Below are 25,472 nucleotides of genomic sequence, written 5' to 3' on the forward strand. Positions count from 1 at the left end.
ATTCTATATGTGCTACCACAGTTTGAAGGAATTCCAGTTAACAGAATGAAAGAATTTGTCGAGCAACTAGTAAAAGAAACTGACTTAGTAATTGATCAAAATATACTACATGAATTTTTAGATGATTTCTTTGAATTAGGTGAATTTTAATGAGTGTAACCGAAGAAGAGTTAATTGAAGAAATATCGGGTTTCTTACATGGTTATTTGAAAGATGGAAAAATAAAAGTTAATTCATTTCTATCCAAGATGAACCTCAATATTTCTAACATTGAACAGTTATTAGTGATTCGTTTTTTATTGAAAGATGAAACTATTGAATTTGTAAAAGATCTACCTTATTTATTAAAACGCTTTAAGACTACAACAGTTATGAATAACGAGACGCATATTGGTGAAGTGAGAGGACAAATAAATTGGGAACAGACTACTAAAGAAAGGGTTACTACAAATTATCGTGATAGGACAACATTCTCTACTACTGAAAGTGTTCGTTCCTATAATACCCCTGAGAATTTAGTGCTCAAACAGTTACTTAAAATCTTATATTCAATTCTATATAAAGATTCCTATACAAAAGGATTTGAGCATTCAAGCTGGTTTTCAGAATGGCAAACGTATAAAGGAAACGTAAGCCAAGCCATTAAAAAGAATATTTATTTGCAACGAGTGGATAAAGTAAACGTATCTGATCGTATAGTACAGAAAACACTAAATCATCGAAATAGATTATATCGTGATGCTGCAAAATTGCTTATATTATATCGCAATTATACAAATGGACAGTATAGTAAAGAGGACCTTGAATTACTATTGCGAGAGACTTTTATTTCGCCAAAAAAAGTCGATGTACTATTTGAATTATATTGGATCGTTCAAATTATTAAGCAAAATACTGAGAACAGTCAATTACACTTAATGGATGGTTCACAAAACTTGGTAGCTTCATGGGAGACTAACACCAATTATTATAAAATCTATCATGATTCTACTGGATCAGCAGAGTTATTTTTCAATGTAACATCAAACGAAATCGCTGAAAGTAATCATCCATATCTTAAACAAAAACATAACTCATTTACTACTTCTAAGGAGCTAGTGCAATCTGTTTTTGGACGTACTAAATCTAATTATATATGGCAAGGGAGGCCAGACTTCCTAGTTGAGGTATATGAGAAAAAAACAGATCAACTGGTTAAAGTAGTCATTGGTGAAGTTAAAAATACTTCTAGTATTGATTATGCGATTACAGGGTTAGAAGAACTAATAGATTATATTCATTTAGTGAAAAATAGTAAGGGAGAGTATTTAACAGATAACTACATTCCAATTCAAGGAATTCTATGTTTGGGTGATCTGAATTTTACTAATCAGGATAAGCTAGTAAAAGTTGTTAAAATAAATAGTGAATTAAATTTAAGGATTTAGTAATAAGCGGAGTGCTAATTAATCGCTTTATTTTTTGTACTTTTGTCTCAATGAAAATATATTCCAACACAATATTAGTATAAGGTTAGATGGAGGAATTTTACAAATGATGTCGAATTTTATACACATAAGATAATGAATTTTAAATAGTACTTACAATATCGATTATGGGAACTGATTTATATAGAAACTATATTAAATGAGTTTAATGTAACATTTATTTTGAATTAATTTTAATAATATGAAAGAGGGATTAGATGCATATAAGTGAATTCGTCAAAAATTTTACCAACCATCCAGTTCTTTTTATAGGTACAGGCATTAGCCTTAGATATCTGGAGAATTCATTTACATGGGATGGATTGCTTTCTTATATCTCAAAAGAACTAAAAGGAACTAATGAATTTTATTTTGATTTAAAATCAAAGCATCAGAAAGAGGGAAGCTATGATTTTACTAAAATTGCACTTGATTTAGAAAATGAATTTAATGAGACTTTAATAAATGATCGTAATGGTAAGTTCAAAGATATTAATGATAAATTTTATGAAAATATGGAGAATGGAAAAAACATTAGCCGTTTTAAATTATATATTTCTAGATTGTTATCTGATTACCTTTTAAAAGAGAATAAAACTCAAGAAGTTGCTGAGTTGAAGAAGGTGAGGAAAAACATTGGTTCAGTAATAACTACAAACTATGATAGCTTTATTGAAGATGTTTTTGAATTCAACCCTTTGATTGGAAATGAAATTTTATTAAGTAATCCTTATGGATCTGTCTATAAAATTCATGGTTGTGTTAAAGATCCAGGAAAAGTGATTATTACAGAGGACGATTATAATGTTTTTGATGAAAGATATGAACTTATTAGAGCACAGTTACTTTCTTTGTTTATTCATAACCCAATAATATTTTTAGGGTATAACATAGGCGATGATAATATTAAGGGAATTCTTAAAACAATATTTACATATGTTGATCCTAATACAGCCCAAGCAGAAAAGATCAGAAAAAACTTTTTACTTGTAGAGTATGAGGAAGGTTCACAAAATACCGAAGTAACTGATCATGATATAGATATGAGTGGGTTTTCTACTATCCGTATTAATAAAATTAAAACAGATAACTTTTTAGAAATATACGAAAACTTAGCAGGTTTAAGTTTGCCAATCTCTGCTATGGATATTAGAAAAGTTCAAAATGTAGTTAAAGAAATTTATACCGGAGGCAATTTAGAAGTTAGTATTACAGAAGATGTAGATGCTTTAGCTAATAGTGAAAAGGTATTGGCAATTGGATCTTTAAAAACTATTAAGTATGACTTTCAAACAACTTCTGAATTAATGGAAAATTATTTTAAGATAGTTGATGAATCTAATCACCAATTATTAAAGTTAATAGACAAGCATAGGATACAAAGGACTCAATATTTTCCAATATTCGGATTTAGCAAAATTCAACCGGAATTAGAATCTATCAGAGCATTAAAGGAAATCCAAAAGAGTAAGATAAGTAATATATTTAATGGAAAAGCTGATATTGCACAAGAACACTCAACAATTGAAGGAATTATAAATGATAGTAGGATTTCTCAATCTAACAAGACATTTGCAATAGTTATAGGGGTATTTAATGATAGAATACAATTAAATATTTTAGAAGAATATTTAAGAGATTATCCAGACAAAAAATCTACAGATTATAGAAAAATGCTGTGTGTGTATGATTACAAAAAATTTGCCGATCAAGAAGAAAGAATAGATTTGAAAATCTCTGATAGTGTAGTTATAAGTTAAAGACCTACTAAAATTGGTTTAGTTTTTATAATTTTTTGTCAGTAAAAATAGGAATGAAAAAGGACATAACTTTAGTTAATCTAAGGATTTTCGTTGTTTTGGAGAAAGGAGTTGATTGGTGTTTGGACGAAACTCAAAAGCCTATTTATGACTACTCTATGATCGTACAGGAGTTTGATGACGTTATAATAACTGAATAATAGACTATTAATACCTATAACATTAATAAGAGAAACTGATTAAATGTTGTTTAAGAGGCTCTCATAATTATCGTTATACGAAGGTTCTGCGGAGGGTAAAAATTCCCTTCCGTTTCTTTTATGAACACTACTATTTCATAGTAGACTAAATACTACGCAATAAAATAACAATCTTTATGAAATAATGCACTTTGAGTACAGTGGAATTTGATATTGGATATTTATGTTAGAGTATATATGGTATGTTGAGAAATGCCCTAAGCTAAGGAGAGATTTTTTGATTAAACATAATATGTTATATGGGAGGGTTAAATTTGAACGTATTTCCAGAAGCTATACTTGGATTAATAGAATTACTTGCAAATTACTTAAGAGAGAAAAATAAACTTAGAATTAGTATTTTATTTATCTCAATAATATTTCTTTTATCTGGTGCAATGATAATATTTTTTTACGATGGTGATTTAAGCGATTATTTCATCCCAATTAGTTTTATTGTTATTTGTGTTTCAATTCTGTTATTAATATCTGCAATATTAGGGTTTTCTAATGAATATGTGAGTGTTAAAAATCCATTTGATGTTGAATTAAAGAATTTATCTAAGGAAAGAGAAGAACTGAAGAAGAAAAAGACTAAAAATAATGATTCTACATTTAATAATAATGTGTTTAATACTATACAGTTAAACCTTAATCAAACCACCGAATATTATACTATAAATAAAAGTCAAGCGAGAAAAAGTTTCACTGCAAGTGTAACAGCAATTGTTGCAGGATTAATAACAATTTTGGTTGGTATTTGGCTTATCTATTTTAAAGAAAACATTACCACTTCTGTCATATCCTTTGCATCTGGAGTACTGCTTGAAATAATTGGAGGGATGTATTTCCACCTTTATAATAAAAGCTTAGAACAATTGAATTATTTCTATGGCAAATTAGAAAGAATGCAAGATATTATGGTTGCAATCGAATTAGCCAATGGTATAAACGATGAAACAAAAAAAGTTGAATTACAAGAAAAAATAATTGTTAAATTAATCGAAAGAAGTAGTGCCATTGAATAAAAACAAACAAGCTGTTAGCAAGACTAATTATATTTACAATTCGAAATTTCCCAACATTCAATAAAAGGGCGCATTCTCATTGAAATGATAAGTGTTTATTTTTAGGTGCAATATACGGAATAAGAAACATTCTTCAAAATCAATACTTATACTAAAATAATTATAAGGTTTGAACCTACAGCAAATAGTCAGTAGAGTTGAAATAATATTGTGGAAATTTAAGGGGATCAATCTAGATTAAAGATTTACCCCTTGTTAAAAACCCAAAATAATTCATTTCTTATAATGTATGAGAAAACTTAAAAAATGAAAATGCAAAGTAATTATAGTTAACCTTGAAACTGTGCATTTTTACTAAGGAAGTGTAGTGTAGATATGGAGAAGGTAATTTATTTTGATGAGGGATCAGCTACAGATTCTTTAGAATTGTACCAAAGCTATATGACTTTAAAAAAGTGCAAAGTAATATTATTGGATTATCAAATTCCTTATGGATTGGAAACGATTATAACTTTAAGATCTACATAAAATTGAAAAGAGAATAAATGAAATTAAACATTTCTTAAAAATAAAACTTTAATAAATCTAACTAAATATTAAGTTAAATAAATGAATTGTTCATATTATAAAATATTGGAGTGTTAGCTATGGATAAAATGGAGACAGATAAAAACTCAACAAAAGATTTATTTATTGTTGATAATACCAAATCTGAATGGTCTGTCAGTCGCTATATTAAAGAATGGTGTGATGTTTCATCTAATATGGATATTGCTACGGGATATTTTGAAATAGGAGCATTACTAGATTTAGAGGAAAAATGGAGAAAACTTGAAAATATTAGGATATTATTTGGGGGAGAGGTATCTAGAAGAACTAAAAAGTCGTTCTCAGAAGGGTTACAAGAGATAGCAAAAAGAATAGATATTAGTGTTGAAGATGAAAAAGATAAAAACGAATTTCTACAAGGAGTCCCAGCTATTGTACAAGCAATAAAAGAAAAAAAAATAGAGTTTAGGTTTTATAAAAAGACAAAGTTTCATGCAAAAGCATATATAACCTATTTTCGAGATGATATATATCATAATATACCTTCAGTAGCCAACGTTCCAAAAGGAATGGCGCTAGTAGGATCAAGCAACTTTACTTATGCAGGTTTAAATCAAAATGTAGAGTTAAATGTACAAGTAAACAATAACTTAACCGAATTACAAGACTGGTTTGATTACCACTGGGATCAAGCTGAAGAAATAAATGATGATGTTCTTGAAGTTATAGAAAGACATGTTAAAGAATACTCCCCCCATGAAGTTTACATTAAGTCTATGTATGAGTACTTTAATAATAGGTCTAAAACTATAACTGAATGGGAAAAAACTGGATCTAATATTTATGGGAAATTAGAACAATATCAGAAGGATGGATATAATTCTTTAATGGAAATAACCAACAAATATGGCGGAGCTTTTCTGTGTGATGGAGTGGGTCTTGGTAAAACATTTGTAGGTTTAATGTTATTAGAAAGATTATTAATGAAGGAAAATAAAAGAGTACTACTCTTAGTACCAGCTTCTGCAAGAAAACCAGTATGGGAAGCAAAGATAAAGCAATTTTTACCTCATATTCTTGATGGTTTTATACCATTTAGAATTATAAATCATTCAGACTTATCTTTACCAAGAAATCAAGAAATGTTACAGCAAATGGCTAAACAAGCAGATTGTATTATAATTGATGAAGCACATCACTTTAGAAATAGGCATTCCAAACGGTACCGCAAACTATTTGATTTGGTTGGAATGGGTCAAAACAAGAAATTGTTTATGCTGACCGCTACCCCAATAAATAATAGTTTTTTAGATTTACAACATATGATTGAACTTTTTACTCAAAGAAAAGATAACTTTTTTAAAGACGCACCACTTGGTATCCATAGTTTAATGGGACACTTTCGTAAAATGGAAAATTCTTTAAATCAATTAATATTAAAAAGGCATGAAAACACTAACACATATAATGATATAAATGATTTTAATGAAGAAAAAGATGATATATTTAAACACGATAAGTTAGTTAATGAATTAGTTGTTCAAAGGTCAAGAGCATATGCAAAGAAAAGTTCCAAACAATACGGGGGCACGGAAGTATTATTTCCAGAACGCATGCCACCTATCGTAGCAAATTATTCTCTACAAAAATCATATGGGAAATTAATAGACCTTTTTATAAATTCATTTGATAGATATAATGAAAAGACAAATAAACATGAACCAATATTCGCTTTACCTATATACTCTCCATACGATCCTCCATACTATTTAGGAGATCCAAATGAAATAGAACCTATGAAAAAGGGAAGACAGGCTCAAATAGTTCAGTTAATTAGAATGCTCCTTTTAAAAAGGTTTGAAAGTTCACCGGCTGCTTTTGAGGAAACATGTATAAGATTATTTAGAAGGCTATATAAGTTTGTATTAGAATATAGTAGTGAAACAAAAAAACGCACAGTCAAGAAATTTGAACAAAGACGAAACAATGTATTATCCTACATTTTAAATAGTAAGGAAGAAGAATTTGAAACTGAAATTGAGTTTGAAGATGATGAGTTCCCTGACTATCTATGGGATACTGAGGAAAATATGAGTCTCAACGAATTTGATTTTGACATTATGGTTGATGATTCTCTCTCTGATTTAGAATTATTAGCATCGTTTTTAGAGGAATTAATGAAATTTACTGCTAACCAAGATGATAAATTAACTACTTTAAAAAAAATATTAACTACAGATAAGCTATTAGATAATAAAAAAGTTCTTATTTTTACTGAATTTAGATCTACAGCAAAGTATTTATATGAAGAATTAAATAAAATAGGGATAAATAATATAGTCCAGTTAGATGGTAATTCAAAGGTAGACCGTGAAGAAGTAATAACATCTTTTGCTCCTTTTTATAATGATTCAACACCTCAAGAGCAAAATAAAGAAATTCAAGTATTAATTTCTACTGACGTTTTAGCTGAAGGACTTAACCTACAAGATGCTTCAAGGCTAATAAACTATGACTTGCACTGGAATCCTGTTAGACTAATGCAAAGAATTGGACGAATTGATAGAAGAATGGATCCTGAAATTGAAAAAGAATTGATAGATACTTATCCTTCATTAAAAGATGATCGTAAAAGTATTTACTATTGGAATTTTCTACCTCCTAAGGAACTTAATGAATTATTGACATTGTATAAAAATGTTACAAAAAAAACATTAAGGATTTCTAAAGCTTTCGGAATTGAAGGGAAAAAGTTGTTAACTCCAAATGACGATTATGAAGCATTGAAAGAATTTAACCAGCAATATGAAGGTCAAGAATCAAGAGAGGAACAGCTTCGACTGGAGTATGAAAAACTACTAAAAGAATATAATAACATAGATCAAGTGATTAGTAATCTACCAAAACGCATGTTCAGTGGAAAAAGTACCACTTTTGCTAAAGGTGTTTTCTTTTGTTATCGCCTCCCTACCCGTGACTCAAATGGTAATTGGGTTCAAGAAGGCATAACTAAATGGTATTTATTCGATTTCCATACAAGTGAAGTAATTGAGGACCCTTATGAAATATGGTCTAATATTAAATCTGATAAAGAAGACAAGCGAGTATTAACTATTACTGAAGAAGAATTCAATAACATAAAAGAAAGAATTAATAAATATATACAAAAATATTATTTGAAGCCTGGACAAGTTCCACTACAATATAAACAAAAATTGTTGACATGGTTAGAAATAGTATGAGAAAAGAGGGTGTAAATTTGGTAGAATCAAATATCTCAAAGATTAAAGATTTAGACTCATTGCTCGAATATCTAGTAGATGAATTAGAGTGGCCAATCTTATTAGATGAAATAGAACCTGAAGAGTATTCGTTTAATTACGACCCTGTGGACTTCAATTTATCATCTGAATTTGGCGCGGAGATAAACCAACTTCGTCCACTAGTTCAAGATCAGCCTTGGGGAATTTTTATTGTTGAATTTGAACATAAGAATTTACCTATATCTGCATTGCGCAAAATTCTATTTGGTCTAGTCCCTTCCAAAAGAAACAATGATTCTGAATCTCCTAAATGGAATAAAGAAAATCTAATTTTCATTTGTTTCTTTGGAGAAAAAGACAATAGGACCATTGCATTTATTCATTTCGATGAAAGTAGTAAAGTACTTCCTAGTTTAAAATCATTCTATTGGCAACCGAGTTTAGAAACAAATTTCCATTCTATAAATGAAGGTTTGTCAAAGCTAAAATGGCCTGAAAATGAGGAAGACAGTATAGGTTGGATTACCAATTGGTCTTCGGCATTTAGTTCAGGTTATAGAGAAAGAGTTAAAACATCAATAGATTTATCCACAAAACTTGCATCTTTAGCAAAAAAGACAAAAGACTTAATACAAGAGGTTTATAATGTTGAGAGTAAAAATGGTCCTTTGCATAACCTTTATGAGAGCTTTAAAGAAGAGTTAATCCATGATTTATCAGTAAGTGAATTTGCAGATATGTATGCTCAAACAGTTGCATATGGTTTGTTTTATGCAAGGATCATGAATAAAAGTAATGATTTTGAAATATCTGAAGTAGTTGAGTTAATTCCAAATACTAACCCATTTTTAAAAGAGTTATTAAAAAAGTGTTTTGAGCATGGTTATGGTAAGGATTCAAAGTTGGATTTTGATGAGCTTGAAATTGGTGAAATTGTTTACCTATTATCTGCAACAAATACTGATAAAATTTTAGATGATTTCGGTAGAAGAACTGGGGGAGGAACAGAAGACCCCGTTATTCATTTTTATGAAGGGTTTCTTAATGAATACCAAAAAGAACAAAGAAAAGAGAGAGGTGTTTTTTATACACCTGATCCTGTTGTAGAGTTTATAGTTAAATCAGTAGATTTAATTCTTAAAAATGATTTTTCATTTGAAAAAGGATTGGCCGATTCAAGTACAAGAAAAGTTAAAATTAAGCGTGAAAGTAAAAGAAAAAATAAAAATGGATTATACGGTATTGTAGAAGACACAAAAGATGTACCCTCAATACAGATATTAGACCCAGCGACTGGGACGGGAACTTTTCTAAAGCAAGTTATCCAATTAATAAAAAACCAATTTGATAAGGATTTCATTACAGAATCTAATGAAGACTCAAAAAATGAATGGAATAAGTATGTATCAAAAAGTCTTTTACCTAGAATCTTTGGATTCGAAATCATGATGGCTCCTTATGCTATTGCACATATGAAAATTGGTTTGTTATTAAAAGAAACAGGTTATGACTTTAATAATGATGAGCGCTTAAATATTTTATTAACAAATGCACTTGAAGCACCGGAGTTTGAAAAAAGAACTATATTTAATTTTAATGCTTTAAGTGAAGAATCAAATCTAGCTAATGAAGTAAAAAATAATCAAAGTGTAAATATTGTAATAGGTAATCCACCTTATCTAGCAGATTCTTCTAATGAAAATGAGTTTATAAGAAATTTATTAAGAGGTGTTGACTTAGACGGATCTTCCACCGAAAGTTATTTTGAGATTAACGGGAAACCTCTAGGTGAAAGAAATCCTAGATGGCTTAATGACGACTATGTTAAATTTCTAAGATTAGGACATCACTTAATAAGTAGAACTGATGGTGGAATATTAGCTTTCATTACAAATCATGGTTACTTGTCAAATCCAACATTTAGAGGGATGAGAGAAAAACTTTTCAAATCATTTGATTATATTTATATTATAGATCTCCATGGAAATTCGAAATATAGAGAGGTAGCGCCTGATGGCTCTATCGATGAAAATGTTTTTAATATTCAACAAGGAGTAGCGATTGCTATTTTAGTTAAGAGGAGTGATAAGAAAAATATTAATTCTAAGGTGTTTCACCTGGATTTGTGGGGAGATAAAACATATAAATATAAATGGCTTAAAAACAATACTGTTGACAGTATAGATTGGATAGAATTGAAACCATCGTTGCCCGATTATTTATTTATACCAAGAAATGATAATTTATATTCAGATTACATTAAGGATAGTTGGAAAATAACTGATATTTTTCCTGTGAACTCAGTGGGTGTAGTGACAGCTAGGGACCATTTTGTGCTCCAATGGTCCATTGAAGATACTTGGAAAACAATAAATGATTTTATAACACAACCAACTGAAATTGCTAGAGAAAAGTATCAATTAAGGAAAGATGTTGTGGAATGGAAGGTTAAGTTAGCACAGGATGATTTGAAAAAATCTAATATTAAAAAAAATAAAGTTGTTCCGTTTTTATATAGGCCCTTTGATATTCGTTATACATATTATACCGGTAGATCAAAAGGGTTCATGTGTAGGCCAAGGCCAGAAGTGATGACCCATCTGATTGATATTGATGACAACTTAGCATTGCTAACGGCTAGATCTAACAAATCACCTAAACCTGATCATTTTTTCTGTACAAGGTATATATCTGAAGCTAAGGCTGCTGAATCGACCACACAATCAGCTAATTTTCCATTATATATAAAATCTGAATTAAGTTTAAAAAATTACGTCAAGCAACCGAATATTTCAAAGGATTTCATAAAAGAGCTTACAGATAAACTTGGATTAACTTTTATAAAAACCGGCAATGGCAATTTAACAGAAACAATTGGGCCTGAAGATATATTTTATTATATATATGCAATCTTTTATTCAAACGGTTATCGAGAAACATATAGCGAATTCTTGAAGAGTGATTTCCCAAGGGTTAAGATCACTAGAAATTTAGAGTTATTTCGTAGCCTCGTAAAGTATGGTAGTAAGTTAGTTAAACTACATTTAATGGAAATTAACCTGGAGACTAATATTAATTTCGTAAATCCTAACTATAACAAAGTAATTGATAAAGTATCTTATAAACAAAAAGAATTAGAGGTTTGGATTAATAACACAAGTTATTTTACGGGGATTGATAGATGGGTTTGGGAGTTTGAAGTTGGTGGTTACTCTCTATGTAAAAAGTGGCTTAACTATCGAAAAGGTAAAGAACTTACGAATGATGATTTAGAACACTTTAAGCAAATCGTTGAAATTATAAAAGAAACCAAAGTATTAATGGGAAACATTGACTCATTAATACAAAAAAATATCAATTCTTTGTACTAACTCTAATCTTATATGTACATAATTATCATTATGTGTATTTGATACAACTTAAAAAAGTTTATGGTAACAAAATGTGAACATCCACAACTTAACACTGGAAGCAGTGTGATTATTTCAAAACATGAAAAGACCTCCCGGGCCAGTGTGCGAGGGAGGTCTAGTTAGGTTTGGCACCCTATGACTCCGAGTGGGCTCGAACCACCGACCTCCACCCTGTCAAAGGAGAGAAACTTGTTATTTCTAAATATTATATGTTATCAATAATTACTCCAAAGCTAGCTTTATCAAAGGTTTGCAGAGTTATTCATGTAATTTAGTTAGAATATCTTTATAAGTTCCATTATCTTTAACTTCAAGAATTTTTCCGGGAGCATAACATTTTTGATGAATTATCGTATTAATTTCATCAATGAAAACCCGGTCTTTATTCTTGAAAAACCTCTTGCAATCTGGGCATTTAATACGGTCGAAGTCATTTTCCATTTGAATCACTCCTATATAATATTAGTAAACTATTATATTATAAATTATAAAAGATAAAAACTAGAAATTTATGATTAGCTCATCTCAAAGATGAAGATAAAGAGTACAATTGATTTTAAATTGTTTTGATAAAGATCAATGTCGGTAATTGTTTCTGAAAAAAGTGTTCTATAAATTAACCAAATTCATTGGGGTAGAGCCAGTAAGAACTGAAGAGTTAACATGTATTATTATAAATAACAAATAATAGCTTATTATATAAGGAGAATAATATGAACTTAATAGATTCAATCGATCCATTTTTAATGCAATTAGTTATACTACCGATTATCGTAATAGGTCTTGGCGTGCTGGGTGCAGCTTTAACTAAAAAGTTTTGGTTGGGACCTCTAATAACATTGGTGCTTAATCTATTATATGAATTATGGTATTCTAGTTACTATTATCCTGAGTCGGATACTATATTTACATCTTGGAATGTTATTCTACCTATTATTTCACTGATCATATCTTTTATGGTTGTATTTATCATGAAAGCTAGAGCAGAGGAAAATTAGACAGTTTCTTATAAGAAGCAGATATCTTGGAATGTCTGCTTCTTTTTTTATTAAAGGGGAATGGAAATTTTTGTCGAATTATTTTGATAGAGTCTTGTGAATGCGAGGTGCACTATGGAATATTTTAAGTACTTAAGACAATATGTAGGTCATAAGCCCATTATCTTGCCTGGATCTGTTGTGATTATTTTGGATGAATATAATAAGATGTTGTTACAGAAAAGGCGTGACGGAACATGGGGATTGCCAGGGGGCTTAATGGATTTGGGTGAGAGTTTTGAAGAGGTTGCGAAAAGAGAAGTGCTGGAGGAAACAGGGTTACATATTGAAAATCTGAGATTAGTTGATGTTTTTTCTGGTTCTGATAGTTATCTTAAAGTGCCGAATGGTGATGAGTTGTATTCTGCGACGGCGGTTTATTATACGACGGATGTACGTGGGACGTTAGATGTTGATTATCGTGAATCAGAGGATATGCGGTATTTTGCAATTGACAACCTGCCAGTGGGGTTAAATGAGTTGGATCGTAAGTATATTGATAGATTTATGGAAGTTGTAAGTTAAAAAGCGATACTACTTTAATAAATTTATAGGTTTATAAATCTTGTGATAAGCGAACCATATCCCTACATTGTATTCCATTTTCAACTATTTCCTCTGAATAGTGCTTGGTAAAAAAGTCTAAATCAATACTAGTTATTCTAAATCCACATTTTTGATATAGGGTAAGCTGATTTATGCTTGAATTTCCTGTACCAACTTCTATTGTTTTGTACCCATCAGTTTTAGCTGTTTGAATAGCATGCAATACTAATCGTTTGCCTATGCCTCTTCCATGCTGTTCTTCTGCAACTGCAATGTTGACTAACTCAATTGTTTCAGGTCTTGTAGGAAGCAGTACATAGACCCCAACGACTATTTCACTGCTAATAGCAATAAAACATTTTCCTCTCTTTAAATAATCTTCAATGATTGTTTGAGAGGGGTCAGCTAATAGCAATAAATCTATTGGGTATTTTTCATCTCTTTTCAGTTCTCGAATATCCATATTATTTCTCCTCTTTATTACACAATTATTGAATTGACTCAAGACATTGATGGTGGTAAAGGTGGATCAGGTGTGAAGGCGTCAATTGCTACAATAATAACTATTATTGTCCATAGAATCATAGTAATGACACTACTGATTTTTATCAGCTTAATCTGTATGTCCGACAGCTCAGGGATTTCTTTAAACCTCCATCGGCTTAAAAAGAAAAAACTTTCTTCTGGTTCATAGAGACTCCAAATGCAAAAAATATAAACTGGTATTGATAACACTATGATAAAGAATAACATTTCTTACTCTCCCCATAAGCTAGCTATTACATAGACTCTTCGCTTTTTTCTGTCTACTCATTTTAACATATAATACCATTACACCATTTAAAGAATTAGTAAGCATGTTATAAACGATCGTGCTAATAACAAATGGATTAGAAGGAAATTGTTTGGATATTTGTGGAGGAATTTTACATAAATTTGTCGAATAATGCGGAAGGGGAGATATTTTACTAAAGTACGAAGGTGGTTTATAAATGGCTAGTAGAAAGAGTGCTGCTAAAAGAGAGCAGGAGTTCAAAAGTGCATTAAAAATGTTATTGAGTGTTGGTTTATTTGCTATTGTTTTTTTCATGACAAGTGATTTTCTATTAGCGTTCATATTTGGGCTTATAGGCTTAGTAGCAACTATGGGGTTTTTGGAGTTCAGAAAAATAAACTATAATAAAAAAATCAAATCCTCCAAAATATCTGACATAGATAAGATGTCTGGAGTACAGTTTGAATATTTTCTTAAATTATTATTTAAACATCAGGGATACAAAGTCTCTGAAACGAACACAACAGGGGATTACGGTGCAGATTTAATTTTAACTAAAGAACAACAAAAAATTATCGTTCAGGCAAAGCGTTATAAAAGTAGAGTAGGTATCAAGGCTGTACAAGAAACGGTTTCGGCGATTCCTTACTACAATGGTACAGAAGGTTGGGTCGTTACGAACAATGAGTTTACGGATGCAGCGATAAACCTCGCCAAAACCAATAACGTTAGGTTAATTGAAAGAAAAGAACTAATGGAGATGATTTTACGATTAAACGAAGAACAGCCTGATCAGTTAGTTAACCAAACTCAACAAGAAGACCTAAAAGAAAAATGTAAGCGTTGTGGTTCAGAGTTAGTGTTACGAAACAGCAAGAGAGGTCAGTTTTATGGGTGTAGTAATTTTCCGAAGTGTCGGTATACGCAAGGTGTTAGTGGTTAGTTAACATGCTTGCCAATACTATAGTAGTTGGATTCTTTATTTTATTTTATTATTGATTGAATCACATTACTTAGATCTTCACTTTGCTTTATTTTAAATAGAAAATCAGCTTCATTATCATTAGGCCCTGTACCATCAGATTCATCTAACTGTCTATCTAAAACTTCGTCAAAATTAGAAGCGGTTCTAAATATGGCTTTACTGCGGTTGCTGTTGGAAATTCTATCACGCAGGGTTTGTTCTGGGATGTCGAAGTATACGAGAATACTAGTAAAACCTTGTTCTTTGAGGTAATTGATTAAGTTTAATCGTCCATTTTTGTTCAAGTTGGAGTTACATATGATGAGGTGATAATCCGTTTGTTTAACGGCGTATTCTAAAATGGTTTGTGTGATCGTGTACTTAAATGTATTTGGGCCTTGTTCTGGTAGTAGTTTTTCATAATATGTATTGATAAATTCCGCGTGGTTGTCTTGGTCAATGATTAAGGAATGATCTAATTCTTGTTCTAAAGCTTTTGCGAAAGTTGTTTTTCCGCTATGAGTTTTGCCAACTGTAATGATTACTTTTCTATCCAATTTTGGATCCTCCCATCTTATATTTAAATATTAACACAATTTTTTGAGAGTAATAGAATTAGTTGATACAAAAAACAGGAAAGTTATCTGTTCCAAACAGAACTTTCCTGTCTATCATTATTGATCTTTTGGCTTGTTTTCTCCCATAGAATCCAACAATTGTGATGAAGATAAGGCATTAAAAGGTAAAGGGACTTGGTGCTTGAGACCTTCATGGTATGATGCTTTTAAGTCTGTAAGTAGAACGGATAAGGTTTTGTCTGCCGTCCACTCAGAAATATCACTCCAATTTCGGGCTACCCAACTGTCGCCTGTACTGACTTTAAGGAGGTTTAAGATCTCTTCTTCAGGCAGGTCATATTGCTTCGCTAATTTTAGTCCTTCAGCGACGGCGTTTATGTTAATGCCTAGAATCATGTTGTTAATTAATTTTGCTGCTTCGCTGTTACCTGGTTCGTTACCGTAGTAGAGTGTAGTGGATCCGATTGCATCAAAGTAATCCTTGAGGGATTCTACGATTTTCTCTGGACCAGATGTCATGATTGATAATGTAGCGTCTTGAGCACCTAAAACCCCGCCGCTTACTGAAGCGGAAATTAAATCCAAATCACTTTCTTCTTCGACTTTTTTACCTAATTCATTCATAGTATCTGGGTCAAGTGTACTCATGACAATAACGGTTTTATCTTTTGGTTGGGCAGATAATAGGCCGCTTTCTCCAAAAATAATATCAATATTTTGGTCGTAATCACGAACCATTGATATGATTGCTTCGTCAGCTTGTTCTGCAACTTCTTTTAAGGTTTCGACCATCGTTATTCCAGCATTGCTTGCCTTCTCATATACACCTTTGAACGCATCATAACCGATGACTTCAAAACCAGCTTTCGTTAAATTAACTGCCATCGGAAAGCCCATCGCTCCTAATCCTACAAATCCAATTTTTTTACTCAACAACATTCCTCCTATTTTTGAAGGTATTTTATAAAAGTTTATCAAAGGTGAAGAGAAAGGGACAATTATTAGGGCTTTAGAGAGTGAATTATCGTTTGATTTTGTCTGATAGGTTTGTAGATAATTATTCTTTCTGCACTAATATATATGTGTTAGTATAATAGTCTTAGTAAATCTTTGTTTTGGAGTGATTGAATGAATTCTTGTGTTATTCCGGCTCTACGCAATATGAAAGATTTTGAGAAAGTTCTTAAGACTGATCATGAGTTAATTATCTTTCTTGAGACACGATTATCCCAGGTCGAAAATATTGTTAAGTATGCGAAGAAGTATAAGAAAAAAGTCATTATGCATGCGGATTTAATTCAAGGCTTAAAGGGTGATGAATACGGTCTTGAGTATTTAGTACATAATGTGAAGGTAGATGGAATTATATCAACTAAAGCAAATGCTGTATCATTTGCTAAAAAACGTAATATTATCGGGATCCAGCGGTTATTTGCGCTAGACAGTCATGCGCTAGATCATAACCTGAATGTATGTCAGAAGATACAACCGGATTACATAGAAGTGTTGCCTGGTATTGTTCCGGGCGTGTTGAAGGAGATCAATGAAAAAACAGGGATAAAAGTGGTCGCTGGTGGTCTGATTCGAACAGATGATGATGTGAAAAATGCAGTTGAAAATGGTGCTTATGCGGTAACCACTTCTAATAGAGAGCTTTGGTAATATTTTAGATTTAAAATACATAGGAATAATAAAAAGTATTCATAAAATTGACAACGCTTTCAAAAGAATATATACTATCAGCAAAGTTAATATTTTGTGAAGAGATCGGAGACACATTAATTTCTTTGGTTATACCAAGGGCTTTAGTGTGTCTTTTTTTGAGTCTCTTTTAAACTTTAATGCATGAAAGGGGTGAATTACACAAAGTAGGGCAATTTTAATTTTTTAAGATTAATAGAATATAGGGGGAATAAAATATGGCTAAATTAAGGAATCCTGTTGTATTATTAGTGATTTCGTTACTTATTGTTTTAGTTGGAAGTGTTATTGCTTATCAGTTTAATAGTTCGAGTGGAGAAACAGATGTTTCAAGAGTTTATTTTGAAACGGAAAGAGGCGAACTATCTGGTCTGTTGTATAAACCAGATGATGCAGATCAAGAGGCTAAGCCTACTTTAATTACAACGCATGGATATTTAAATTCTGCAGAGATGCAGGATGCACAGGCAGTTGAAATGTCTAAAAGAGGTTATGTTGTTTTAGCCTTGGATCAATATGATCATGGGCACTCAACCGGGACGATGGAAAAACCAGTGCCATTCTTCTCGTTCTGGCCACATGCTATTCATGATGCGGTTCAGTATATGTACGAGCAAGATTATGTGTTAAAAGATGAAGAAGGCAATGGTATTATTGCTGTTTCTGGTCACTCGATGGGTGGTTTTTCTTCAACACATGCCGTGATGTTAGACGAAATGTCTTATGAAGAAACAGGCATTAGAAAGGTCTATGCATCTCTAACGATGGGGTCTGATTATCAATGGTTGAAATCTATGGAATACTCAGATGAAGATATTAATGGTTTATACGGCCCACGTGCATCAGGAAAAATTGCAGCTGAATATGATGAGTTCTTCTTTGATGCTGAAGCGGCAGCTAGTGGAGAATCCGTAGTGAAAAAGGATTATGTCAATACTGAGGAAGGTCAAGGGTTTTTAGGTAATCCGGAAAATCCAGAGGCAGGTAAAGTATATGATGTGGGTGAAGGACAACGAGTGATCTATCAACCAAATGAAACGCACCCTTGGAATCATTTTTCAAAAGAATCGACGGGTTATGCGATCGACTTTTATGATATGACGTTTGCTGACTTCAGCGATCGAGTTCAAATTGGCGAAGACGGTCAGACGTGGATGTTTAAGGAATATGCATCATTCATTGCTTTAATTGGCTTCTTTATGTTGTTTATTCCAATCATCCTATTATTAACTAAGCTACCGTTCTTCAAAAATATCTATACAACGAAACCAGCTTCATTACCAGAGCCAAAGACGGATGGAGGGAAACTTGCTACCTATATTATTATCATTCTGGGTGCCCTTTTCCCAGCGCTGTTCTTCTCGGCTTTATATGGGCAAGATTTCTATGGAATGCGTTTATTAAGACAAATCAGTATGATCACGATTTCTTTCTCTGGTCTAGCATTGATTTATTCGCTAGTGAAAAATGTTGATAAACGTATTAAAACTGGTTCTTCCGTCATGTTAGTTTTGGGTATAGTTCAGTACATGTTCTTAAGAAGTCAGAGTGATTTTATTGAGGTCTCTGAATTCTTTGGAGGACCAACCGTCAATCCAATTGTCTATTGGGCGATTAACGTGGCGCTAGTTATTTTAATGGTTATGGTCGCTCATCACTTTGTATCGAAGAAGCCTGAAGGTGCGACGATTGAGAACTATGGGGTTAAAGCGAATGTGAAGACGATCATTGCTTCACTAGTTACAGCTGTTGTTACCGTCGTGATTGGTTATGCAGTTCTGTATTTAGTTGATGCTCTATTCAAAGTTGATTTCCGCTTATGGACATTTGCGGTTAAAACGTTTGAGGGTCAACATGTATTAGCTTTATTGAAATATGCTCCATTATTCTTTATTTACTTCTTCATTGTCGGTATTTCAGTCAATGTTAATACGGCCAGTGAAAAGTATGATGGCATTAAAGGCTATATCATTGCGATTTTACACTTTATTGGTGGTTTAGTGTTATATCTTGTCTATCATTATGGATTATTATTTATGAATGGTACGGCAGGCTACCCAGGTGAATCACTATCTTCTATTCTAGTGATTGGTCTTGTACCAGTATTATTAATCGCAGCAATTTTTAACCGTTATCTATTCAGAAAAACAGGTAATGTTTATGTTGGTGCGTTCTTAAACACAGTGTTAATGACAATGATTACGGTTGCAAATACTGCATTGTATACGATTTTATAATTAATTAGTCTGGTGAGAAAAGGACTGCTTACAACAGATTAGACAGTAGAGGAAAAAGGGAGGAATCTCGATTGGAACAATATATTCTAGCACTCGACCAAGGTACCACTAGCTCAAGAGCCATCTTATTTAACAAAAACGGTGAGATTGTCGACATGGCACAACAAGAATTCGAGCAGTTCTTCCCTAAGCCAGGCTGGGTTGAGCATGATGCGAATGAAATCTGGAATTCAATTTTAAATTGTATGGCGGAAGTAATACGTAAGGCAGAAATTACACCTTCTCAAATTGCGAGTATTGGCATTACCAATCAGAGGGAGACAACCGTAGTTTGGGACAGACGTACGGGTAATCCGATTTATAGAGCGATCGTTTGGCAATCAAGACAAACGGAAGGTATTTGTCATGACCTTAGGGAACAAGGTTATCAAGACCTTTTTAATAGAAAGACTGGGTTATTACTAGATCCATATTTTTCAGGTACAAAGGTTAAGTGGATTTTGGATCATGTTGATGGTGCTCGAGAAAAAGCTGAAAACGGTGATTTGAAATTTGGTACAATCGATTCTTGGTTGGTTTATAAATTAACAGGTGGAAAACAACATGTGACAGATTACTCTAATGCTTCCCGAACGTTAATGTATAACATTTATGATTTGGATTGGGATGATGAGTTATTAGATATATTATCTGTCCCAAGAAAGATGTTACCTGAAGTGCGACAGTCTTCTGAAGTCTATGGGTATACGGTTGATTACCATTTCTTTGGATATCATGTTCCTATTGCTGGAATAGCTGGAGACCAACAAGCGGCGTTATTTGGTCAGGCTTGTTTTGAAAAAGGAATGGCCAAGAACACATATGGTACAGGTTGTTTCATGTTGATGAACACAGGAGACGAAGGCGTTCAGTCTAAACATGGTTTACTAACAACATTAGCCTGGGGAATAGATGGTAAAGTTGAATATGCACTTGAAGGAAGTATTTTTGTAGCAGGTTCAGCTATTCAATGGTTGCGTGACGGAATGCGAATGATTAATCAGACTTCTGATAGTGAGGATTATGCGACTAGAATTGAATCGACAGAAGGCGTTTATTTTGTTCCGGCTTTTGTAGGGTTAGGAACACCATATTGGGATAGTGATGCTAGAGGTGCTGTGTTCGGATTAACGCGAGGTACAACAAAAGAACATTTTATTCGTGCTACACTTGAATCTTTGGCATATCAAACCAGAGATGTGTTAGATGCAATGGTATCTGACTCTGGTATTGACTTGGAAACGCTTCGTGTTGATGGCGGTGCTGTTAAGAACGATTTCCTCATGCAATTTCAGAGTGATATCTTAGGTGTTCCAGTTGATCGACCAGTTGTTAATGAAACGACTGCTTTAGGGGCTGCGTTTTTAGCAGGGCTAGCGGTCGGGTACTGGCGTGAAAAAGAAGAAATTGCTAAACAATGGAAAGTTAAGCGGACGTTTAGAGAAAAGTTAGCTGAAGAACAACGTGAAAAGTTGTATAACGGTTGGCGTAAAGCTGTTAATGCAACGCGAGAATTTAAGTAATGTCTAGTAACTTTAAACGTTTTCCACATTGTGGTATACTAATGATAAGTTAATATTTTGGACAGAGATTTCGAGAGACCACAGTAATCTATTCTTTGGTAGGATAGATTGACTTTGTGGTCTCTTTTTTTGTTTTTATAAGAGTATTTGAACAAGAAAGGAACGATTGTATGCAGTTTACAAACTTAAACAGAACAGCTATTAAAGAGACTTTTCAAAGCGAATCATTAGACTTACTTGTCATTGGTGGTGGCATTACAGGTGCTGGTATTGCATTAGATGCAGCTACTAGAGGATTAAAAGTAGGTGTTGTCGAAATGCAAGACTTTGCGGCCGGAACTTCGAGTAGATCGACTAAGCTTGTTCATGGTGGTTTACGTTATTTAAAGCAATTTGAGATCGGAGTTGTAGCTGAAGTTGGGAAAGAGCGTGAAATAGTTTATGAGAATGGCCCACATGTGACAACACCAGAGTGGATGTTACTTCCGTTTTATAAAGGTGGTAATTTTGGAGCTTTTACGACGAGTGTTGGGTTAAAGGTCTATGATTTCTTAGCCGGTGTTAAGAAAGGCGAGAGACGTAAAATGTTAAAACCTCATGAAGTCAGTAATTTGGAACCACTTATAAAGTCTGAGGGACTGAAGGGCGGAGGTTATTATGTTGAATATAAAACAGACGACGCTCGTTTAACGTTAGAAGTTATGAAAAAGGCAGTTGAACAAGGTGCTTTAGCACTAAATTATATGAAAGTGACAGACCTACTCTATGAAAATAAGAGTGTCAGTGGGGTTATCTGTGAAGATATGACGGATGGTTCTGTACAAGAAATTAAGGCGAAGAAAATTGTGAATGCAGCAGGTCCTTGGGTTGATGAGCTAAGAGAAGTGGATGGATCGAAGAAAGGCAAAACTTTGCAATTAACGAAAGGTATTCATTTAGTGTTTGACGCTCAGCGTTTTCCGCTAAAACAGGCTGTTTATTTTGATTCACCAGATGGCCGGATGATATTCGCTATTCCGAGAGATGGAAAAGCTTATGTGGGAACGACCGATACAACCTATCAAGGTGATATAGCTCAACCTAAAATGACAGTTGATGACCGTGACTATATTATAGAAGCCATTAATCATATGTTTCCTGAGGTGAACATTTCAACTGATGATGTTGAATCAAGTTGGGCTGGTATTAGACCATTAATTCATGAGGAAGGAAAGTCGCCTTCTGAAATATCTCGGAAAGATGAAATTTTTCAGTCGGATTCAGGATTTATTTCCATTGCTGGCGGCAAATTAACAGGTTACCGTAAAATGGCGGAGAATATTGTGAATTTAGTTACGAAACAACTTTCTGAAGAGGAGGATTTAAGCTTTCCAAACTCACAAACGAAACACATGCCAATATCCGGAGGGGATGCTAATGGTTCAAAAGGGTTTGAGTCATTTTTACAAGACCGAATAAGTTACGGAGTTGAACATGGTTTGAAAGAGTCGGTGGCTAGAAAGCTTGTCTATCGTTATGGAACGAATGTCGATGAAGTTTTTAACAATATGAAAAATGCAAACTCGGACTTAGACCCTGTTGTTTACGCGTGTTTAAGGTATGCCATTGACCAAGAGCAGGCGTATAAACCAGTCGACTTTTTTGTAAGACGGACCGGTGCCTTATTTTTCGAAATCGATTGGGTGCTTGACCATAAAGAGTCTGTTATAGCATTTATGAGAAATGAATTTAACTGGACTAAAGAACAGACTAATACGTATCAAAAAGAGTTGGAAGAATTAATCTATGAAGCCACAAATCCAGTGGAGTAATGTTCGTTCTTCTCTACATGGAGCGCGTTTGAGAATCCAAAACCATTGGGCTAGTGCAAATCCTTGTTTAATCATATACCTAACAGGGTATGATAAAAATAAAGCGATCAGTTTATAGGAGGGATTTGAGTGGCTATTACAGTCAAAGAATTAGCCCAAAAGATTTTAAATCATGAACGTGTGTTTTTACTCGATATTCGTAAGGAAGAGGACCACAATGATTGGTCGATTGAAGGCCGCAATGTTGAGAGTTTAAACATTCCTTATAAACAATTAGAAAATAACGTGGATGATGTGAAAGAGAAGCTTCCAAACGATCAGGAGATATATGTTGTATGTGCTAGAGGGATTTCGTCACAGAAGGCGACTCAGTTGATTCAGGATCAGGGTGTTGAGAATGTCACGTATTTAGAAGGTGGCATGACGGCTTGGAGTGAGCATCTTGAACCTATGAAGATTGGTAATTTATCCAATGGCGGTGAGTTGTATCAGTTTATCCGTATTGGTAAGGGTTGCCTATCGTATATGGTATTAGCTAACGGTGAAGCAGCAGTCATTGATCCGGTGCGAATGACGGATACGTTTAAGTCGTTAGCGGATGAGAAGAATGCTTCAATTCGCTATGTATTTGATTCGCACTTGCATGCAGACCACATCTCAGGTGGTCGTTCGTTAGCGGATGAGACAGGAGCAGATTATTATTTTCCGCCTAAAGATGATGAAGGGTTAACGTTTGGTTATCAAGAGTTAGAAGACGGTACGGTATTACGAGTGGGAGATTCGGTTGAGATTTCGGTCTTTTACTCACCAGGTCACACAATTGGCAGTACTAGCTTTATTGTAGATGAAAAGTTTTTGATGACGGGAGATATTTTGTTTATTGAATCGATTGGCCGTCCGGATTTAGCTGGTAAGGCTGATGATTGGGTAGATGATTTACGTCAGACGTTGTATGATCGCTATGAGAATCTGCCGGATGATCTCGTTGTACTACCTGCTCACTTTGGTCAAATGAAAGAGATTAATGATGATGGGACGATTCAGGATCGGTTATCCTCCCTATATCAGAAGAACGAACGTCTTCAAGTTGAGGATGAAGAAGAGTTTAATAAACTCGTAACGAAGAATTTGCCACCACAACCAAATAGTCACGAGGAGATCCGCAAAACGAATATGGGCCAGAAAAATCCAGATTCGGATGAACGGCGTGAGATGGAAGTCGGGCCGAATCGTTGTGCGGTTTAAGTTAAAGATCGTGGAATTGGTTCCACGATCTTTTACATTCTTCTAAAACTTTAAATTACTTAATACTTGACGATAAATTTAAAAAACTTAACGTATTGTAGTGGTATCAACTTAAGTTGGTTAATTATTTAACAAAAGGCACTTAGTGCGAAAACTAAGTGTCTTTTGTATTTTATTGTTAAGTATTGGCTATCCTTGTGATGAGTATGAACTAAAGGATGGTTACGGTGACTAAGGAAAATAAGAATTTATTTACGGCTGGGTTTATATTAGGTTTAGGGATATTGGGTGCAATTGATGGTGTCGTGTTTCATCAATTACTGCAATGGCACCATATGATTATGAGTCCTAATATTCATTTAGAGATTTATACGGATGGTTTATTTACGGCTGCGTTTTCGGCATTGATGGTTTGGGGTGCGATTAAAATTTTTCGTGACGCCAAAAAAGGTGAACTAGGTCACAACGGGGATATCTTTTTAAGTGGTATTTTAATTGGTGGTGGCGTGTTCAACTTAGTTGAAGGAATTATAGACCACCATATTCTTCAAGTGCATAGGGTTAATCCGATGGCGGAAAATCCTTTGCTTTATGATCTAGCATTTCTTGCATCAGGTGTAGTGTTAATTTTAATTGGTCTTTGGTTAAAAAAGTTAGGGCAACAGGCTGAACAAGCATGAAAAAGCAAGATGTTTTAATCATTACGTTGTTATTTATTGTATTTTTTGTTTTTTATATGACGACTAACCCTCATTACGGTGATGCGGCGGCGATGCACCATATGGATATGGTGTATCGAGGTTCACCTGAAGTTCCGAGTGATCTTGAGGTGGCGACTGATCCGTCGTTTGAGGTTGGTGAGCGGGTGGTAAGTCGTGCTGATCACATGGTTGGCATGATGGATGGTATTGAGGTGACGATTGTGGGTGCGTTTGATACGGTGGCGTATGCGACGACCTACACATCAACGAATTCTGGGATGTTGGTTGAAAATCATAAGTGGATCGTGCGTGAGGAAATCGTAGAAAAAGGTGATCTTGAAGACGGGATGGAAGTCCAAACGACTGCCGAACATATGAAAGGGATGCGTAATGCTGTACATACGATAGATTACGCAATACCGACAACTGTCTATATGGTAGATTTTGAATTGCCAAACGGCGTTCAAGTGACGAATCATAAATGGGTGATTGAGGAAGAACTTGAGGCTATTGAGTAAAGTGAGTTTCGGGAATAGGAGCTTCTGAATCGGGAATAGAATGGTTCTTTTCGGGAATTGGACGGTAGTTTTCGAGAGT

The 25,472-nt window shown here is 33.5% G+C and carries 20 protein-coding genes; 16 read left to right on the forward strand and 4 right to left on the reverse strand.

Annotated features, from left to right (window positions below):
* Window positions 1–9 precede the first annotated feature (9 nt).
* From EDC24_RS15075 to EDC24_RS00690, 8 genes are all read left to right on the forward strand, one after another.
* Window positions 10–150 carry a hypothetical protein gene (locus EDC24_RS15075; protein ID WP_170158429.1) on the forward strand — a complete coding sequence of 47 codons (141 nt, stop codon included), beginning with the start codon at window positions 10–12 and terminating at the stop codon, window positions 148–150.
* A complete protein-coding gene (locus tag EDC24_RS00660; RefSeq protein ID WP_124218944.1) occupies window positions 150–1,427 on the forward strand; it encodes a hypothetical protein in 1,278 nt (425 codons plus the stop codon). Before EDC24_RS15075 ends, EDC24_RS00660 begins: the two co-directional genes overlap by 1 nt.
* A 257-nt stretch (window positions 1,428–1,684) precedes the next feature.
* On the forward strand, window positions 1,685–3,226 hold the full coding sequence (locus EDC24_RS00665) for an SIR2 family protein (RefSeq protein ID WP_124218945.1): 1,542 nt from the start codon (window positions 1,685–1,687) through the stop codon (window positions 3,224–3,226).
* Between the two features lie 514 nt (window positions 3,227–3,740).
* Complete coding sequence (locus EDC24_RS00670; RefSeq protein ID WP_124218946.1) at window positions 3,741–4,493, forward strand: TRADD-N-associated membrane domain-containing protein; 753 nt, start codon at window positions 3,741–3,743, stop codon at window positions 4,491–4,493.
* 647 nt (window positions 4,494–5,140) lie between these two features.
* Window positions 5,141–8,284: a helicase-related protein gene (locus EDC24_RS00675; protein WP_211342324.1), complete on the forward strand. Its 3,144-nt coding sequence runs from the start codon at window positions 5,141–5,143 to the stop codon at window positions 8,282–8,284.
* 17 nt (window positions 8,285–8,301) lie between these two features.
* A complete protein-coding gene (locus tag EDC24_RS00680) occupies window positions 8,302–11,676 on the forward strand; it encodes a type ISP restriction/modification enzyme (protein ID WP_170158430.1) in 3,375 nt (1,124 codons plus the stop codon).
* A 755-nt stretch (window positions 11,677–12,431) separates the two neighbouring features.
* Window positions 12,432–12,716 (forward strand): DUF2651 family protein, encoded by a 285-nt coding sequence (locus EDC24_RS00685; RefSeq protein ID WP_124218948.1) that lies wholly within the window; start codon window positions 12,432–12,434, stop codon window positions 12,714–12,716.
* 114 nt (window positions 12,717–12,830) lie between these two features.
* Window positions 12,831–13,280: an NUDIX hydrolase gene (locus tag EDC24_RS00690; RefSeq protein WP_124218949.1), complete on the forward strand. Its 450-nt coding sequence runs from the start codon at window positions 12,831–12,833 to the stop codon at window positions 13,278–13,280.
* Window positions 13,281–13,311: 31 nt separating this feature from the next.
* On the opposite strand, the gene EDC24_RS00695 is transcribed toward EDC24_RS00690, so the two are convergent.
* A complete protein-coding gene (locus tag EDC24_RS00695) occupies window positions 13,312–13,764 on the reverse strand; it encodes a GNAT family N-acetyltransferase (protein ID WP_124218950.1) in 453 nt (150 codons plus the stop codon).
* A 38-nt stretch (window positions 13,765–13,802) separates the two neighbouring features.
* Entirely contained in the window at window positions 13,803–14,054 is a 252-nt protein-coding gene (locus tag EDC24_RS15535; RefSeq protein ID WP_483964196.1) for a DUF6199 family natural product biosynthesis protein, read from the reverse strand.
* Window positions 14,055–14,293: 239 nt separating this feature from the next.
* Between EDC24_RS15535 and EDC24_RS00700 the strand changes: the two genes are divergently transcribed.
* Entirely contained in the window at window positions 14,294–15,019 is a 726-nt protein-coding gene (locus EDC24_RS00700; protein ID WP_245997931.1) for a restriction endonuclease, read from the forward strand.
* Between the two features lie 41 nt (window positions 15,020–15,060).
* Here the strand turns inward: EDC24_RS00700 and EDC24_RS00705 are convergent, their stop codons facing one another.
* A complete protein-coding gene (locus EDC24_RS00705; RefSeq protein WP_124218951.1) occupies window positions 15,061–15,597 on the reverse strand; it encodes an ATP-binding protein in 537 nt (178 codons plus the stop codon).
* A gap of 117 nt (window positions 15,598–15,714) precedes the next feature.
* Window positions 15,715–16,551, reverse strand: a complete 837-nt coding sequence (locus EDC24_RS00710; protein WP_124218952.1) for an NAD(P)-dependent oxidoreductase — start codon at window positions 16,549–16,551, stop codon at window positions 15,715–15,717.
* Between the two features lie 195 nt (window positions 16,552–16,746).
* Here EDC24_RS00710 and EDC24_RS00715 point away from each other — a divergent pair, with 195 nt between their 5' ends.
* The 7 genes from EDC24_RS00715 (at window position 16,747) to EDC24_RS00745 (ending at window position 25,393) form a co-directional block, all read left to right on the forward strand.
* Complete coding sequence (locus EDC24_RS00715) at window positions 16,747–17,280, forward strand: glycerol-3-phosphate responsive antiterminator (RefSeq protein ID WP_124218953.1); 534 nt, start codon at window positions 16,747–16,749, stop codon at window positions 17,278–17,280.
* A gap of 257 nt (window positions 17,281–17,537) precedes the next feature.
* Complete coding sequence (locus tag EDC24_RS00720) at window positions 17,538–19,556, forward strand: alpha/beta fold hydrolase (protein WP_124218954.1); 2,019 nt, start codon at window positions 17,538–17,540, stop codon at window positions 19,554–19,556.
* A 71-nt stretch (window positions 19,557–19,627) separates the two neighbouring features.
* On the forward strand, window positions 19,628–21,118 hold the full coding sequence (glpK, locus tag EDC24_RS00725) for a glycerol kinase GlpK (RefSeq protein WP_124218955.1): 1,491 nt from the start codon (window positions 19,628–19,630) through the stop codon (window positions 21,116–21,118).
* A 170-nt stretch (window positions 21,119–21,288) separates the two neighbouring features.
* Entirely contained in the window at window positions 21,289–22,929 is a 1,641-nt protein-coding gene (locus EDC24_RS00730) for a glycerol-3-phosphate dehydrogenase/oxidase (protein WP_124218956.1), read from the forward strand.
* A 129-nt stretch (window positions 22,930–23,058) separates the two neighbouring features.
* Window positions 23,059–24,174: an MBL fold metallo-hydrolase gene (locus EDC24_RS00735; RefSeq protein ID WP_124218957.1), complete on the forward strand. Its 1,116-nt coding sequence runs from the start codon at window positions 23,059–23,061 to the stop codon at window positions 24,172–24,174.
* Window positions 24,175–24,401: 227 nt separating this feature from the next.
* The gene (locus EDC24_RS00740) at window positions 24,402–24,854 is read left to right on the forward strand and encodes a DUF2243 domain-containing protein (protein ID WP_245997932.1); all 453 of its coding nucleotides are present in this window, start codon (window positions 24,402–24,404) and stop codon (window positions 24,852–24,854) included.
* Window positions 24,851–25,393, forward strand: a complete 543-nt coding sequence (locus EDC24_RS00745; RefSeq protein WP_124218959.1) for a DUF1541 domain-containing protein — start codon at window positions 24,851–24,853, stop codon at window positions 25,391–25,393. The genes EDC24_RS00740 and EDC24_RS00745 overlap by 4 nt, the downstream gene beginning before the upstream one ends.
* The last annotated feature ends 79 nt before the right edge of the window (window positions 25,394–25,472 follow it).

Source organism: Aquisalibacillus elongatus (assembly GCF_003843875.1).
Classification (GTDB): Bacteria; Bacillota; Bacilli; order Bacillales; family Alkalibacillaceae; genus Aquisalibacillus; species Aquisalibacillus elongatus.